Here is a 16,487-nt window from a genome sequence, read left to right on the forward strand (position 1 = left end):
GATAAAAGCAACTTCTGAGCAAGTGACAGAGCTAACACCTAGCAAATAGTAAAGGTGCATTTATGCTGTGAGGGCAAGAAGACCCACCCTCAATCTTGCGGCACCTTCCCAATGCAAAGTGAGCGTATGTACGCAGCGCTAAAAGGGTTAGGTAAAGATGCTCGTTTGGTCATGCTCCCTTATGAGGCACATGGTTATCGTGCGCGTAAAAGCTTATTACACGTACTGTGGGAACAAGAGCAGTGGCTAGATAAGTACTTGCTAAGTGATACAGCTGAGCCGATAAAAGCAACTTCTGAGCAAGTGACAGAGCTAACACCTAGCAAATAGTAAAGGTGCATTTATGCTGTGAGGGCAAGAAGACCCACCCTCAATCTTGCGGCACCTTCCCAATGCAAAGTGAGCGCATGTACGCAGCGCTAAAAGGGTTAGGTAAAGATGCTCGCTTGGTCATGCTCCCTTATGAGGCACATGGTTATCGTGCGCGTAAAAGCTTATTACACGTACTGTGGGAACAAGAGCAGTGGTTAGATAAGTACTTGCTAAGTGATACAGTTGAGCCGGTAGATGTAATTACTGAATCAGTGATAAGTACTGGGCAATAGTAATCAACATGAGTAAGCAACAACGCGGCTACTTATAGCTGCGTTTTTGCTTTTAATATAAGAGTAAATTAATGATTGATGTTGCAGCACTGGCAGTTTTTATTCCTACCTTCTTTTTTGTGTCGATAACACCCGGTATGTGCATGACCCTTGCCATGACCTTAGGTATGAGCATTGGCGTGCGCCGTACATTATGGATGATGGTAGGTGAGCTATTAGGTGTAGCAAGTGTTGCCATAGCGGCTGTATTAGGCGTTGCAAGCGTGATGCTAAATTATCCTGATGCCTTTGCTATTTTAAAATGGGTAGGCGGTGCGTATTTAATTTATATTGGCTTTAACATGTGGCGAGCCAAAGGCAAAATGTCGATTGATACTTCAAAACCTAAAGATGTAAGTAGGCGCTCGCTTTTTACTCAGGGTTTTGTAACCGCAATAGCGAATCCTAAAGGGTGGGCATTTATGATTTCCTTGCTGCCACCATTTATAAGTGTTGAGCATGCAGTAGCCCCGCAGCTATTAGTTCTACTGAGCGTAATAATGGTGAGCGAATTTTTATGTATGCTGGCTTATGCAACCGGTGGAAAAAGCCTACGTTTATTTTTAGCCCGTGGTGATAACATTATATGGATGAACCGAATAGCTGGGAGCTTAATGGTTGCAGTAGGTGTGTGGTTGGCGCTGGGCTGATTTCATTATACCAATCAGCAATAATATCTTAAGCAATAACAACGACAAAAAATGAACGTTGTTATTGCTCTACATTATTTATGATAAATAAATTCAACGCAGTTAGCGCTGATAATAGCTGCTGGAGATAGATTTATTATCCAGAGTTCAGGTTACTTATTTAAGTGCTGAGCATGAAAGCGTAAATGCTCTTCTATAAATGATGAAATAAAGTAATAACTGTGATCATACCCTTCATGAATAGCGAGCTGTAATGGGTAACCATTTATTTTTGCTGCAGCTTCCAACACCTCAGGCTTTAATTGATCCTTAAGGAAATCATCAGCACCGCCTTGGTCAACTTTGGCTGGAATAAATAAGGTCGCTTTACGCATTAGTTCACTCGAATCATAGCTTTCCCACGCTGTTTTATCTTTACCTAAATAGGCCGCGAAGGCTTTTTTACCCCAAGGGGCTTTTACGGGATTACAAATCGGGCTGAAAGCCGACATTGAGGAATATCGTTCAGGGTTACGTAAACCGATAGTTAATGCGCCGTGTCCGCCCATAGAGTGGCCACTAATTGCACGTTTATCTGAAACAGGGAATGCCGCTTCAATAATATTAGGCAATTCATTCACTATGTAATCGTACATCTGATAATGGCGGTTCCAAGGAGCTTGGGTCGCATTTACATAAAAGCCAGCTCCCATACCCAAATCATACGCTTCGTCATTGGCAACCCCTTCACCACGTGGACTGGTATCAGGAGCTACAATAGCAATACCTAGCTCTGCTGCTATACGTAAAGCGCCTGCTTTTTGCATGAAATTTTCGTCGGTACACGTTAAACCAGAAAGCCAATACAATACCGGTACTTTTTGACCGCTAGATACCTGTGGCGGTAAGTAAATAGCGAAGCGCATAGCGCAATTTAATACTTTTGATTGGTGGCTGTATTGTTTATGCCAGCCACCAAAGCTTTTATTTACACTTATATTTTCAATCGTCATGGCAAAACCTCAAACGTTAGCTTTTTTCATCTTTAATATCAAATAGCTATATCGTTTTATTAAAATGATTGTAATACCAATTTTATTAAAAAATAGCTTGTTTTAGCAGGTTGCCTAGCACATGCACTGTGCTAAAAAATGACTCATAAACATAAGTTAATATAGTAATTTTCACTTTGTTATCGAGCCATTTACCTATTGCTCTAGTGACTCATTTTTTAATGCCATTGGTATAAGTATTTTCAATAATAAGTAGTACTTACAAAAGTACTACTTGCCGCTTACTTATCGAAATGAATAACAGTGCGGATACTTTCGCCTTTGTGCATTAAATCAAATGATTCGTTAATGTCTTCAAGAGCCATTGTATGTGTAATAAAATCACTTAATTTGAATTCACCAGCCAAATAACGCTCTACGTATTCAGGTAATTCTGTGCGGCCTTTTACACCACCGAATGCCGAACCACGCCATACTCGACCCGTTACCAATTGGAAAGGGCGGGTTGATATTTCTTGCCCAGCACCAGCAACACCAATCACAACCGACTCTCCCCAACCTTTATGGCAGCACTCTAAGGCAGATCGCATTAGATTTACATTACCAACACATTCAAATGAGTAATCAACACCGCCGTCGGTTAACTCAACAATGACATCTTGAATTGGCTTATCGTAATCTTTTGGATTGATGCAATCCGTCGCCCCTAATTTTCTTGCTAGTTCGAACTTGCTTTCATTAATATCAATAGCAATGATACGACTTGCTTTAGCCATTGTTGCACCAATAACTGCTGATAAGCCAATACCGCCAAGGCCAAATATGGCAACTGTTGAGCCTTCTTCAACTTTTGCAGTGTTCATCACTGCGCCCATACCCGTTGTGACACCACAACCAAGTAAACACACTTCTTCCAATGGCGCGTCTTTATTTACTTTAGCAAGTGAGATTTCAGGGAGTACTGTGTATTCAGAGAACGTTGAGCAACCCATATAATGAAAAATAGGCTGACCATCTTTATAAAAGCGTGTTGTGCCGTCTGGCATCAAACCTTTACCTTGGGTTTCGCGAATTTTTTGGCATAAATTAGTTTTACCAGATAAACAAAATTTACATTCGCCACATTCAGGTGTGTAGAGCGGGATCACATGGTCGCCGACTTGAACACTTGTAACACCTTCACCAACTTGCTCAACAATTCCGCCACCTTCATGGCCTAAAATTACGGGAAATATGCCCTCAGGATCATCACCAGATAAAGTAAATGCGTCAGTGTGGCATACGCCTGAAGCGATAACTTTTACCAGTACTTCACCTTTGCGCGGCAACATTACATCCACTTCTTCGATAGATAATGGCTGTTTAGGTCCCCAAGCAATGGCTGCTTTTGATTTTATAAATTTATCTGACATATTTATACTCACTTTTAATTTATCTGTAGTTTAATTGTTTAATTCAGAGACAAACGTCTGATGTTAAAGCTAGTTTACTCTCTTTATTTGATGATGATAATCCACTAAATTAGCAATTTACTTTTACCACTATGTAACAATGGAGTGTATTAGATTAATCTATCTAACCTGAAATCTGGTTAATAGATTTACTAACATATTGAACCATAATGATATTTAAATTTATTTTTCTCTAACCAGAGGTTCTCAGTAAATTCAACGTTGTTAGCGCTGATCATAGCTACTGGAGATAGATTTATTATCCAGAGTTCAGGTTATCTATTAAAAAGCGACTACTGAGGTTAACGGCTAAGCGATAGAAGCGTGCCGAGCACAACTAAATCAATTGTGAACTTTTTATACAAAATTATGTAAGCAGGTTTAATGCTAATACCCTATAAAAGTCGACAATAATGTTGCTGTAATAATCGATTAGCAGCGCATTGGCTAATAGCTTAGTTGAGTATTTATGTGTTGCAAGTTAACTCGAGGCATTTATTCTGCACCTTAAAAAGTATATTTAACCTGAACTCTGGTTAAGATATTTACTACACATTGAATTATGGTGATATTTAGATTTATTTTCTCTAGCCAGAGATTTTCAGTGAAAGCAAGGCGAATTTACGCGTCAGTCAATAGCTGGCCTATTGCAAATAAATTCAACGCAGTTAGCGCTGAAAATAGCTGCTTGAGATAGATTTATTATCCAGAGTTCAGGTTATTTAATGCCCCCAAGTAATTTTATATCTTCAAAGTAAAGTGAAGAAATATGATTATGATATTTGTTGCTGTATAGATAGTAATGTATTATTTTTTAAAACAACTTATACATATAGGTAATAACCATGCAGTGGGAAGGTATTAGCGAATTTGTTTATGTGGCTGAAAATGAGAGTTTTACGCTTGCTTCTAAAAAAATGGCGATATCAACTGCACAGGTTAGTCGTCAAATAAGTGCTTTAGAAAAACGTTTGAATATAAAGTTATTTTATCGAACCACACGCAAGGTTTCCTTAACAGAAGAGGGCCGCGTTTTTTATCAGCACTGCCGCAGTGTGCTGGATGGGTTGGATGCCGCTGAGCGTGCTATCACTAACTTACAATCTAAACCTCAAGGCAAAATAAAATTAACCGCATCGGTAACGTACGGCGAGCAGCATATACTTCCTTTAGTGAATGATTTTATGCAGTTATATAGTGATATTGAAGTATCGGCTTATTTAAGTAATAGGAAAATTGACTTAGTTGAAGATGGCTACGATCTTGCAATTAGGCTGGGTAAGTTGAGTGATTCCTCGATGATGGCGAAAAAACTCGGCAAGCGAACAAACTATGTATGCGCTTCTCCTGTTTATTTAGAAAAACAGGGTATTCCACATTCTATTTCAGAACTTAATAAGCATAGCTGCCTATTGGGTACACTCGATTATTGGCATTTTACCGAATTAAATAAAGAAAAAAGTATTCGAGTAAGCGGCCGCTTACGATATAACAGCGGATATAGTTTAACGGATGCAGCTTTGAAAGGCTTAGGAATAGTGCAGTTACCCGATTATTATGTTCAACAACACCTAGAAAGCGGAAAGCTTGTTTCATTATTAGATAACTATCGTGCTCCTGATGAAGGTATATGGGCAGTTTACCCACAGAACCGTCATCTATCCCCAAAAATAAGGTTACTTGTAGATTATTTAGCTGATCAGCTTTCATAATGGGTAGTTAACTGTTTTATTAAAAGTATTATCCCTAAAATTTCAGTTATTTTATTGCATTTTCTACTGGGCAGCCTTGTTTTCGACATACACCTTCGTTACACAACTTACATATTTTACGCGCTTCTATTTGCTCGTTTGAAAAATTACCCAGTGCTATTTCTATTAAACTTAAAAAGCTTGCCTGTTGTTCATCGGTAAAGTTTTCAAGTATTTTAGATGTCACCGTTTCTCTATTACTTAGTATTGATTCGACCCTGCAACTGCCTTTACCTGTTACACATAAAACAACGGAGCGGGCATCGTTTACTGATTTTTTTCTTTCTACCAGCCCCTCTTTTTCAAGTGTATTAATTAACCGAACAGCGCCAGAGTGGGTTAAACCGAGCACTTTGCTCAACATATCAATAGTTTCATTAGGGTGATTATTAATTGTGACCAATGCGGCTTCGTGGCTAAGACTTCTGCCACCTAATTCAGCAATCTGCTTTTCTATATCAGTAGCTACAGAGGTCGCGAAGGTGCCTATTAAATTTGCTATGTATTTTTCATTTTTCATAGATTTAATTATATGTGATTCGATCATATAAATATAGTGACAAATTAAATCATCTCGATTATTGTGTGACTCAGTCATGTAATTGGGTTTGTGTTACTTATATTTACTTTCGATAAGTCATAAACAAGAAATCAACGTTAATAATTACTTAAAAAAAGTGGAAAAATTTGATGAAAAACGATTCAGAAACATTACGTTATGCAAAAAAGTTTAAAACTGTTTTAGATAAAAAAATGGCTTATATAGATAAGGGCGAAGGCGATCCAATCGTATTTTTACATGGTAATCCTACATCTAGCTACCTTTGGCGAAATATTATGCCGTATATGCAAGGACAAGGGCGTTTAATTGCTATCGACATGATTGGATTGGGTGATTCACAAAAGCTAGACAATACCCATGACGGAAGTTACTCATTAGCTGAAAATAGTAAGTACACATTTGCACTTTTAGATGCGCTCGGCGTAAACAATAATGTTACTTTAGTACTGCACGATTGGGGGTCCGGCGTTGGCTTTAACTGGGCAAATACACATCGCGACGCTGTAAAAGCCATTGCCTTTATGGAAGCAATCGTGACCGATTTTCCAACGTGGGACGATTTTCCTAAAGATCTACATGGTCCGATTGGTACTCTGCGCTCAGCGGAAGGCGAAAAAATGGTGCTTGATGATAACTTTTTTATTGAAACCATATTACCCGCGACTATTACGCGCCAGTTAACGCGAAAAGAACACGATGAATATCGCAGACCCTTCATAAATTCAGGGGAAGAACGCCGTGCAATTTTAGCGGGCCCTCGACAACTCCCGATTGCTGGAGAGCCTGCCGATACCGTGGCTTTAGTAAAAAACTATGCGAGCTATTTAGCCAACTCTCATGATATTCCAAAGTTATTTATTAATGCAGAGCCAGGTGCCTTTTTAGTTGGTTACGCACGAGATTTTGTACGCACATGGCCAAACCTAACTGAGGTAACAGTGAGCGGTATTCACTATATACAAGAAGACTCTGCGCATGAAATAGGTAAGGCTATTTCTGATTGGTTATCAAAATAAAAAACGGGATGTGTTGCTGCCATATGTAAATGACGCTTTTATGCTCAATTGAAAGCGTCATACTTTAATTATTGCAGTAAAAATGGGGCTGTTTTACTAGTTTTTGAACTTGCTACTTTTTCAGGTGAGCCTTGCGCCACAATTAACCCGCCTTCATCGCCAGCACCTGGTCCTACATCAATAACCCAATCACTATTACTCGCTACTTGCATATTATGTTCAACCATAATGACGGTATTGCCTGCATCAACTAGCCTATTTAGCTGCGACATTAACATTGACACATCCGAAGGATGTAAGCCTGTAGTTGGCTCATCAAGCACATAAAGCGTGTGCCCTCGTTGCGCACGTTGTAGTTCGGTTGCTAGTTTTATACGTTGTGCCTCGCCGCCAGAAAGCTCTGTTGCAGGTTGCCCTAAACGTAAATACCCAAGACCTACTTGCATAAGTGCATCAAGCGCGCGCAATATTGCGGGTTCATTTTCAAAAAAGGTGTGCGCCGATTCAACCGTTAAATTAAGCACATCAGCAATGTTTTTATCACGGTATGTAACCTCAAGTGTCTGCTTGTTATAGCGTTTTCCTTGGCACACTTGGCAAGGCGAATAAACGCTGGGCAAAAACAGCAGTTCAATACTTACAAAACCCACGCCCTCACAATTTTTACAACGACCTTTAGCAACATTAAACGAAAAACGCCCAGCATCGTAACGGCGCTCTTTTGCTTTTTGTGTTGAAGCAAATAGTTTACGCACGTGATCAAATAAACCTGTATAGGTAGCTAGGTTTGAACGAGGTGTACGGCCAATTGCTTTTTGATCTACTGTAACAAGTCGGTTTATATTATCGATCCCTTCCGTAATTTTACCGCTGGTGTGGGTTTGTAGTTCTTGTTCGAGTAAATCGGCTTCGTCGGTTGGCGCGTCTGTGATTGTTTTTTGCCCAAGCGCTTCGTAAACAAGTTCTACTAACGCTTGGCTTACTAGGCTTGATTTACCAGAGCCCGAAACCCCAGTAACAGTTGTCATAACACCCAGTGGAAATTCTGCATTGAGTTTTTTAAGATTGTTACGCTCAATATCAGCCAATTTTAACCATGTTTTTGGCTGCCTTTTAATGTTGTTTTCAACAGTGCTTTTAGCAAAAAGATGGCGACTGGTATGAGAGTTTTTTACTTTGCTTAATCCCTCAACAGGGCCGCTGTAAATAATTTCGCCACCGTGTACTCCTGCATTAGGGCCTACATCAACTATCCAGTCGGCGTGTTTAACAACGCTCACGTTATGCTCAACAACAAATACAGAGTTGCCAGCTGTTATTAGTTCATCAAGGGCTTTTAAAAGTGCTTGTGTATCTGCAGGATGTAAACCCGCTGATGGTTCATCTAATACGTAAACCACCCCAAATAATTTAGAGCGAATTTGTGTTGCTAATCGCAATCGCTGTAGCTCACCAGGGGATAATGTAGGTGTTGTTCGCTCTAGCGACAAGTACCCTAAACCAAGCATGGTGAGTGCTTCAATACGGGTGAGAATATCGCTGGCAATACGTTGCGTAACAATGGCTTGCTCTGGGTTTTTTGTGTTTTTGTTAACTTTAGTATTGGCGGCGTTACTTAGTTTTTTAGTAAGCTCGTTTAAGGTAAGTTGAGATAGCTCGCCAATATCAAGCCCTGCAAATTTAACACTGAGCGATACTTGCTTTAGTTTTTTACCTTGGCAAGTAGGGCACTGCGATATTTGCATAAACTGCGATACGCGTTTTTTTGTACGCGGACTTTGTGTGGTCGCAAAAGACTGTAAAACAAAGCGTTTAGCGCTTGAAAAAGTTCCCATGTAGCTTGGATCTTCGTTGTTTTGTATCGCATTTTGCGTTTGCTCATAGGTGTAATCTGGATATACCGGCACTGTTGGAGTCTCGTCGGTAAATAAAATCCAGTCGCGTGCCTTTTTAGAGAGCTTATTCCAAGGCGTATCTATGTCATAACCAAGTGAGGTAAGAATACGGCTTAAATTTTTACCTTGCCATGCTGGTGGCCACGCTTCAATGGCGCGCTGGCGAATAGTTTTTGTATCATCGGGCACAAGTAATTTTTCGGTTACTTCAAATACTCGGCCTATGCCATGACATTCTGAGCAAGCGCCTTGTGGCGTATTAGGTGAAAACGCATCGGCATATAAAATACCCTGCCCAGCAGGGTAATCGCCTGCACGTGAGTAAAGCATACGTAGCGCGTTAGAAATAGTTGTTATGCTGCCAACGGATGAACGAACAGACGGCGCGCCGCGTTGCTGCTGCAAAGCAACGGCAGGCGGTAGTCCTTCAATAGAATCAACATCGGGCTCATCAACTTGATCTATTAACCTACGTGCATAGGGCGATACCGAATCAAGATAGCGGTGCTGCGACTCGGCAAACAGGGTTCCAAAAGCTAGCGACGACTTACCCGATCCCGATATTCCTGTAAAAACAACCAATGCGTTACGTGGTAAATCAACATCAACATTTTTTAGGTTATGAACGCGCGCGCCCCTTACCTGTATAGTGTTATTTGGATCTGATAAATTAATTACTGAATCATTATGTGTGGTTGTCATACGCTTTACTCCTATTTCACCGCGCTTTTACACTAAGTGCGCTTTGGACACTTTACTCTTATTAGTCGTTACTGCTACCAATAATATCGCAGGATCACTGAATGCTCGCTTATTCAATATATTACATAAAGTTATGATAATTGCTTGTTTACATAATAGGGTTGGAATGCGAATATAATTTAAATTGATTTATAGTTTAATAAGAAGGAACTGACATTGAGCAAAGCCTTAATAATAATTTTAATGATGTTTTCGTGGGCCACTCAGGCCGATACAATCAACGCGCTTAATGTTGACCGTGCAGTACCAAATAGCATGCATTTATCGTTTGCAAACGATAGCAACATAGCCCCTAAAAAAGGGGATTTCAAAATCATTAATTATGTATTAATGAGTAATGAAGAGGGCGAACGCTGGGCTGTTATTACGCTTACTAACTTATCGTCGGGCAACCGAGAACTAAGTGAGGAGCATTTACTTGCACTCTTTGCTGACGGCAGCCGATTCATGCCAATGGAATTTAAACTCGGTTTTAAAGGCAACGAAACACAATCGGTAACTGTATCGTTTGCCGATTATAAGTTCCCTATTTTAAGTGTGTATTCGAGTAACGATTTGTAACTAATATTAGTGCAATTATGCTGCCTTAGAGTATTTTTGCGTATTGTATTAAATGCCAATTTTGTAATTGGCGGGATCACTGAGATACTATTTGTGCTAGTAATACTTACCCAATCAAAAGTATGGTCTTAAAAACAGAATAACAAGCCCCTATAATGGCAAAGTAGTGTGCTGTTGGAGTTACTTTTCAGCTTGGTAATATAGCGAAGGTTTTTAAAGTATTGAGTATCTGCAAATTGCATGTATCCATTAGTCGGCTTAGAGCTATAAGCGGTCATTCAGGTGAGTCGTTATTAACTTAGTAAGAATAAGAGGAAACTTTCCCTTTTTTTACATAGTGAAATAACCTACAGCAAGCATAATATTTATAGCTGGTAGTAACTTACACTATTTGCTATTAATATAAGTTCATAAAATAAGGACGTTTTCGCGCTAAAATAGGGAAAGTGTCCTTTGATAAAGATGTTAGCCGTTTATCGAGTTCAGGAGTTCAACGAGAGTGTATCAAACTAGATATTGGAATTTATTAAAAGAGTTGAAAGCTCAAGTTGCTTATCTTCATGGGTATGCCGCAAGAGATGAGTTGTATGATAAGGCGGTAAATATTTTTCTCGGTTTGACTTCATCTGTCAGCATTGCTGGTTGGGCTATTTGGACAGAATATCAGTTGGTTTGGGCTTGTATTATTGCTGCCTCTCAAGTTGTCACAGCAATCAAACCCTTCTTTCCTTTCAACCAAAGATTAAAAGTTGTATCAGAGTTAAATAATCATATTCAATCTATTTTTCTTGAAACAGAACGTGGTTGGTTTAAGGTGTCAGAGGGACAGTTGAGTGAAGAAGAAATTCATAATGAAACTGTAAAATTAAAAGATAGAGTTTTATCTGCCGAGAGAGCAACTTTAAATGGCGTAATATTACCTAGAAAGTTAGATTTAAAAAAGAGTTCAGAAGCATCAGCAGATGAATATTTCACAATCAATTATTTGAGTTAATTATGACGAACAACAATAAACCAGCACCAAGTAGTGATAGAGCTATTGTTCCTAATACGGGACGTAATTTACCTAATATGCATGTTAAGACACCTATGCCGCCCGTAAAACCACCAAAAGGCAGTTCTGGTGACAATAAAAACGGCTAACAAGCTGTTAAACAAGGACAAAATACAGTTGACTTTCACTCCTTCGTCGCTAATTTTAGCCAACTACATTTTGCCTGTTAACAGGACGTTAGAACTACTAGGGAAGTATCGTGGACACCTTGAAGAAAATCTTATTATTTGATGTATTTCCCTTCTTATGCAGATTGATAGGCTGTTGTTTATTGGTTATAGCTTTATATGGCATCGGTTTTCCTCCTAAAAATGAAATCGGAACTACATCAGCTTTTCTATTGGTTTTGTCTTTGTTTTTCATTTTGTTGCCGTTAGCCAAGAAAATTAGCCTTGGTAAATTGCTAACATTTGAAAGAGAAATTGAAAAAGTAAAAACTGAAGTTACAGACTTTAAAGGTGAAACAAGAGAATTCTTGAATGTTTACAGTAATATGATTACTGCAATTTCCAATACGGTTAACCAAACGGTAAATGTTCATCTCCCTGGTAAGAAGCAAGTTCAAGAAGCTAAAGATGAATTGAAATCTGCAATTCATCAGGATGAAAACGAATCGAGTATCGAAGATGAATTACAGGAATATATAAGCCTTTCAGGCAATGATATAAACTTTGCTCTTGCTCGCTTACGTATGGATCTTGAGAAATCTATGCGTGTAATATTAGGCAAGAGAACTCAAACCGAAGATCCTAGCGAAATGAAGTCAAAATTCATGTCGGCTAGGCAACTATTTAACGAACTTACGATTGTATACCCGAATTATAAAGGGATGCGCAGTTCTTATGATTACATTCTTAAAATATGTAATGCTGCAATTCATGGACAACAAATATCCAACGGGCATGGTCAGGAAGCACTAAATATGGGGCTTCAAATGTTAAAAGAGTTAGAACGTGTGCAAAAGTAGTTCTAACAACACGCCCTGAGGTGGACAGCAAGTGAATAGAACAGACACCCACTCTAAATTTTGCACTTTATGAAAAGAAGTACTAGGCTTTATTTAGTGTAAAAAACAAGCAGGCTGTCTTATGGCAATTGCAAGAAAACGACAAGTAAGTTTGGTTGATACAAAATACTACCACTGTATTTCACGCTGTGTTCGTCGTGCATTTTTATGTGGAGAAGACAGTTTTACTGGTCAATCTTACGAGCATCGACGAGGGTGGGTTGAAGATAAGCTGCTTGAATTAGCGAAGGTATTTTGTATTGATGTATGTGCTTACGCTGTTATGAGTAATCACACCCACTTAGTACTGTATGTTGATGATAAAAAAGCGAATCGATTAAACGATAAAGCGATTATCATTCGCTGGCATAAGCTCTGTAAAGGCACTGTACTTACGCAAAAATATGTACAAGGTGAAAAGCTAAGTAAAGCCGAACTTATCTTTTTCAATCAAACAGTAAACGACTACCGCGAGCGCCTATCAAGTATTAGCTGGTTTATGCGGTTGTTAAATGAAAACATTGCTCGCAGAGCAAATAAAGAAGATAACTGCACAGGTAGATTCTGGGAAGGCAGATTCACATCACAAGCATTATTAGATGAAGCAGCACTTGCCGCTTGTATGGCGTATGTCGATTTAAACCCAATTAGAGCTAAAATGGCTAAAACGCCTGAGGAATCAGACCACACCAGCGTTAAACAACGACTAACATACGCAAAAGAAGGCAAACAACCAAAACAACTACTGCGTTTTGCAGGAATACCACGTCAGATAATGCCAAAAGGACTCCCGTTTGAGCTTAAATCGTACCTTGAACTTGTTGAATTAACAGGACGTTGTATACGAGAAGACAAACGCGGTTATATTGAAAGTACACACTTGCCTTTACTAGAAAGAGTGAATATATCCCCCGAAAACTGGTTAAAACTCACCACACAATTTACGCGTGTATTTCATGGTGCAGTAGGCAGGCCAGCCTCACAAGAAAGTTATTGTGAAAACTTAAAGCGAAAGCGGCGAGCGAATATCAGTAACTGCGAAAAGCTACTTGCATAAAGCTTAAGCTACTCAGTAAAACTATTCAGTAATAAATCACAACTGCACCATGCAGCCATTTTTATGCGTGTGATTTAGGTTTAATAGAGTTAATGACTTATTTAATAGGTGAAATGAAAGTAATCCAGTAGGAAAGGTAAATTTTTAACCTAAAAGATAAATTTTATGACACAGTTTGGCTTGTATAATTAAAATGGCTGTCTAGTTTCACCGGCCGGTCTAGTTTCACCGGCCGAAGTTCAGCTTTGAGCGTAAAAGGTCATTTAGAGTAACGCGGTAAGTTGGGTTGTCTCTGGTGAATTCATCATTTTGTCGGATGGCGTGGCTTCGCCACTTATCCGACCTACTTCAAAAGGTAGGTTGGTTAAGCCGAAGGCGCCAGCTAACAGAGTTTCAGATGCACGCCTTGAATGTTTTTTGCCACTTTTACGACGTTCAGCTGCTAACAATGAGTAGACCGTGAAAACTTATGAAAGCTGGCGTCAATATTTGCTCTTGATGATTTTGCTGGCTAACACTTAGCCGATTAAAGTGAGGCAGTAAAGTCGGTTATAGCGCTTGTGAGCTCTTGCTCTTTTTCAACATTTAATTGTCCATCTACAAAGTAGTCGTAGAAACTACCTAAGCTAAATGAGCCTCTAATATCAGCTCCCCAAAATGGCATTATTTGACTTAATGTTTGTATATTGGTCGCGCCCCCTCGAGGACCTGGAGATGTACTTAATAAAAACACAGGCTTATTTGTTGCAAACATTGGGTTTTGTAAATCACCTAAACGAGATACCCAATCAAATAAGTTTTTAAACTCTGCAGGTATTGCACCGTTATGCTCCGGAGATGAAATAATAAAAGCATCGTGTTGTGCAAATAAAGTACGTATTTGCTTAGCGGCATCTGGATGACCTTCACTTTCTTCTCTGTCTAAACTAAAAAAAGGCATTGGGTAATCTCGAATATCTAGCGTGGTCACTTCATGACCTTCAATTTTGCTTGATGCCAACGCTAATAATGTTCTATTGATAGAGTTTTTACTATTACTTCCCGATACGGTTAGTATTTTTTTCATTATGTAAATTCCTATATATCAAGGTTGCTTACTTAATTTAAGGGCAACCTTGTTGGTATGCTAAGTTATTTTGAACGCTGCGCTAAATTAAACGTAGCTTCGGTTTTGTTTATTGCTATTAATATTAGTCGTGATAAAGCTTTCAGCTTGCTTTATTTAAGTAAATTAATGATAAATGAACCTCATCGCTAAGCGCTGTAAAATCTAATTTATCGTCACGAATTAAATCACCGTCTTTTACTTCAACACCATTTACAATAGCTTCACCACCGGTAACATAAGCAATAAATTCGCCTTCGTGAGTGATATTTTGGTTTTTACTGATTAGACCAATTTCGATTATAGTCTGACTATCTAGCGTGTCTTGTTGAGATTTGTTACCACCGTACACACGCACCATTTCGTCTCTTTTTAAGTCAAAAAAACTATAACTTGCAGGCTCACCTGATTTTTCAGGTAAAACCCATAATTGCAGCATTCTGTTTTCTACATCGTCTGGGTTAATCTCGTTATGAACAAAGCCTTCGCCGCCTGCTCGCTGTGCTTGCACTTGATTAGCATGCATCGATTTCCCATTTTCCATAGAGCCTTTATGTTCTATGCGTCCCTCAAGCATAACCGAAATAACATCTAATTCTTGATGAGGATGCATACCTGTTTCGCCTTTAGGTGAAAAGCGCGCATCAGCTAAATATATAAAGTTACCAAGTCCATTCCATGTATCATTTCGTCCGCCAATTTTATTATCAACGACAAGGCGTGTTTCTTTTAACCCTGCAAATCCGCCTCTATGTAATGAATCTTTGTGTAATACTTGCATTTTAAGCTCCTGATCTATTATTAATTGAAATAAAAGAATCGAAATGTTCTGAATTTTTAAACTATGAATCTATTATAGACAATATAATTTGTAGTTAAATTGAGTTACATTGATAAATAGGTTCGAATATACTGAACAATTAAATTAGATGGTGAGCTAATGAAATTATCCTTAGATGCGTGTGAAGTACTAGACGCAATAGATAGAAAAGGCAGCTTTGCAGCCGCTGCGGCTACTTTATATCGTGTGCCATCAACAATTACCTATACGGTGCAAAAATTAGAAGAAGATTTAGGTATTATTGTTTACCGACGCGAGGGAAGAAGAGCTATTTTAACGCCTGCGGGCAAGGTATTACTTGAGCAAGGTAGAGAGTTATTAAAAGCAGCTCAGAACATTGTTGAAGTAGCTAAGCAAGTAGACAGGGGCTGGGAGTCTCGCATTACCATTGCCATTGATACTATTTACGATATAAATGAACTATACGAAGTTGTTGCAGAGTTTTATAAACTTAACACAGATGTTGAAGTTAACATTATAGAAGAAGTGTTAGGTGGTAGCTGGGACGCGATTATTGAAAATAGAGCTGATTTGGTTATCGGTGCACCTTTTCCAGATGTGAATACTCAAGGGATTAAATTTGAAGAAATTAAGCGCGCAGACTGGCAGTTTGTAGTCGGTAAAAGTCACTCTTTGCTAAAATATAAGCTTCCTCTATCTGAGGAGGATATAAAACCATATCATTCAATTGTGATCAGAGACTCTTCAAAAAAGTTGCCTCCGATGACGCACAGGATATTCGAAAAACAAACAGTAATGCGTGTTGCCACATTAGAGCAAAAAATAACAGCGCAGGTAAAAGGTTTAGGCGTTGGTTTTTTACCAACACATCGAATTATAAATCAACTGGGGGTAGGAGATTTAATCCCTTTACCAATTAACAAAGATGCACCGGTAACACCTTTGTTTCTTGGTTGGCGGACAAACAATAAAGGGAAAGCTACAAGGTGGTTTATTAATAAACTGCGTAAGAGTCTGTAATTTAGGGACTGTTGTTCTTTTCGGATTAAAATTTGTTCAAACTAGGGGCTATTTAATCGCGGCGCGAGATTTGTAACCTAGTGGGCTAAGTAAAAACCGAGCAACAAAGAGTAAATAGCCCCTAGGAAGAACCCTTTGGGCAGCGCCTGTTTGGCATTA

16 protein-coding genes and 2 pseudogenes are annotated in these 16,487 nt (G+C 39.0%); 11 read left to right on the plus strand and 7 right to left on the minus strand.

Translation table 11 applies throughout. From position 1 onward, the window contains the following. Positions 1–99: 99 nt before the first annotated feature. From H5119_RS13525 to H5119_RS13535, 3 genes and pseudogenes are all read left to right on the plus strand, one after another. Positions 100–330 (plus strand): annotated as a pseudogene (locus tag H5119_RS13525) (alpha/beta hydrolase family protein); the annotation flags it as partial. A 50-nt stretch (positions 331–380) separates the two neighbouring features. Next, positions 381–605 (plus strand): annotated as a pseudogene (locus tag H5119_RS13530) (alpha/beta hydrolase family protein); the annotation flags it as partial. Between the two features lie 71 nt (positions 606–676). Then, positions 677–1,294 (plus strand): LysE family translocator, encoded by a 618-nt coding sequence (locus H5119_RS13535; RefSeq protein WP_182702604.1) that lies wholly within the window; start codon positions 677–679, stop codon positions 1,292–1,294. A 152-nt stretch (positions 1,295–1,446) separates the two neighbouring features. Here the strand turns inward: H5119_RS13535 and fghA are convergent, their stop codons facing one another. Both fghA and H5119_RS13545 read right to left on the minus strand, forming a co-directional pair. Beyond that, entirely contained in the window at positions 1,447–2,286 is an 840-nt protein-coding gene (gene fghA, locus H5119_RS13540) for an S-formylglutathione hydrolase (protein ID WP_182702605.1), read from the minus strand. Between the two features lie 281 nt (positions 2,287–2,567). After that, a complete protein-coding gene (locus tag H5119_RS13545; protein ID WP_220492861.1) occupies positions 2,568–3,698 on the minus strand; it encodes an S-(hydroxymethyl)glutathione dehydrogenase/class III alcohol dehydrogenase in 1,131 nt (376 codons plus the stop codon). An 884-nt stretch (positions 3,699–4,582) separates the two neighbouring features. On the opposite strand from H5119_RS13545, the gene H5119_RS13550 reads away from it, so the two are divergent. Beyond that, positions 4,583–5,449, plus strand: coding sequence for a LysR substrate-binding domain-containing protein (locus tag H5119_RS13550; protein ID WP_077535630.1), 867 nt, complete (start codon positions 4,583–4,585; stop codon positions 5,447–5,449). Between the two features lie 46 nt (positions 5,450–5,495). Here the strand turns inward: H5119_RS13550 and H5119_RS13555 are convergent, their stop codons facing one another. After that, positions 5,496–6,008, minus strand: coding sequence for a MarR family winged helix-turn-helix transcriptional regulator (locus H5119_RS13555; protein ID WP_182702606.1), 513 nt, complete (start codon positions 6,006–6,008; stop codon positions 5,496–5,498). Positions 6,009–6,178: 170 nt separating this feature from the next. On the opposite strand from H5119_RS13555, the gene H5119_RS13560 reads away from it, so the two are divergent. Then, a complete protein-coding gene (locus H5119_RS13560) occupies positions 6,179–7,066 on the plus strand; it encodes a haloalkane dehalogenase (protein WP_182702607.1) in 888 nt (295 codons plus the stop codon). 68 nt (positions 7,067–7,134) lie between these two features. On the opposite strand, the gene uvrA is transcribed toward H5119_RS13560, so the two are convergent. Next, the gene (gene uvrA, locus H5119_RS13565; protein WP_182702608.1) at positions 7,135–9,663 is read right to left on the minus strand and encodes an excinuclease ABC subunit UvrA; all 2,529 of its coding nucleotides are present in this window, start codon (positions 9,661–9,663) and stop codon (positions 7,135–7,137) included. Positions 9,664–9,879: 216 nt separating this feature from the next. Here uvrA and H5119_RS13570 point away from each other — a divergent pair, with 216 nt between their 5' ends. The 5 genes from H5119_RS13570 (at position 9,880) to H5119_RS13590 (ending at position 13,401) form a co-directional block, all read left to right on the plus strand. Beyond that, positions 9,880–10,284: a hypothetical protein gene (locus H5119_RS13570; protein WP_182702609.1), complete on the plus strand. Its 405-nt coding sequence runs from the start codon at positions 9,880–9,882 to the stop codon at positions 10,282–10,284. A gap of 499 nt (positions 10,285–10,783) precedes the next feature. Then, positions 10,784–11,278 carry a hypothetical protein gene (locus H5119_RS13575; protein WP_182702610.1) on the plus strand — a complete coding sequence of 165 codons (495 nt, stop codon included), beginning with the start codon at positions 10,784–10,786 and terminating at the stop codon, positions 11,276–11,278. A 2-nt stretch (positions 11,279–11,280) separates the two neighbouring features. Continuing rightward, entirely contained in the window at positions 11,281–11,427 is a 147-nt protein-coding gene (locus H5119_RS13580) for a hypothetical protein (RefSeq protein ID WP_182702611.1), read from the plus strand. A gap of 110 nt (positions 11,428–11,537) precedes the next feature. After that, positions 11,538–12,305: a hypothetical protein gene (locus H5119_RS13585; RefSeq protein ID WP_182702612.1), complete on the plus strand. Its 768-nt coding sequence runs from the start codon at positions 11,538–11,540 to the stop codon at positions 12,303–12,305. 121 nt (positions 12,306–12,426) lie between these two features. Then, positions 12,427–13,401: a transposase gene (locus tag H5119_RS13590; protein WP_182702613.1), complete on the plus strand. Its 975-nt coding sequence runs from the start codon at positions 12,427–12,429 to the stop codon at positions 13,399–13,401. 263 nt (positions 13,402–13,664) lie between these two features. Here the strand turns inward: H5119_RS13590 and H5119_RS13595 are convergent, their stop codons facing one another. From H5119_RS13595 to H5119_RS13605, 3 genes are all read right to left on the minus strand, one after another. Then, entirely contained in the window at positions 13,665–13,850 is a 186-nt protein-coding gene (locus H5119_RS13595; protein ID WP_182702619.1) for a hypothetical protein, read from the minus strand. A gap of 77 nt (positions 13,851–13,927) precedes the next feature. Next, on the minus strand, positions 13,928–14,467 hold the full coding sequence (locus H5119_RS13600; RefSeq protein WP_182702614.1) for an NADPH-dependent FMN reductase: 540 nt from the start codon (positions 14,465–14,467) through the stop codon (positions 13,928–13,930). A gap of 142 nt (positions 14,468–14,609) precedes the next feature. After that, a complete protein-coding gene (locus H5119_RS13605) occupies positions 14,610–15,287 on the minus strand; it encodes a pirin family protein (RefSeq protein WP_182702615.1) in 678 nt (225 codons plus the stop codon). Positions 15,288–15,446: 159 nt separating this feature from the next. Here H5119_RS13605 and H5119_RS13610 point away from each other — a divergent pair, with 159 nt between their 5' ends. Beyond that, on the plus strand, positions 15,447–16,328 hold the full coding sequence (locus H5119_RS13610; protein WP_182702616.1) for a LysR substrate-binding domain-containing protein: 882 nt from the start codon (positions 15,447–15,449) through the stop codon (positions 16,326–16,328). Positions 16,329–16,487: the final 159 nt, after the last annotated feature.

It is taken from the genome of Pseudoalteromonas sp. SG45-5 (assembly GCF_014164085.1).
Lineage (GTDB): Bacteria > Pseudomonadota > Gammaproteobacteria > Enterobacterales > Alteromonadaceae > Pseudoalteromonas > Pseudoalteromonas aliena.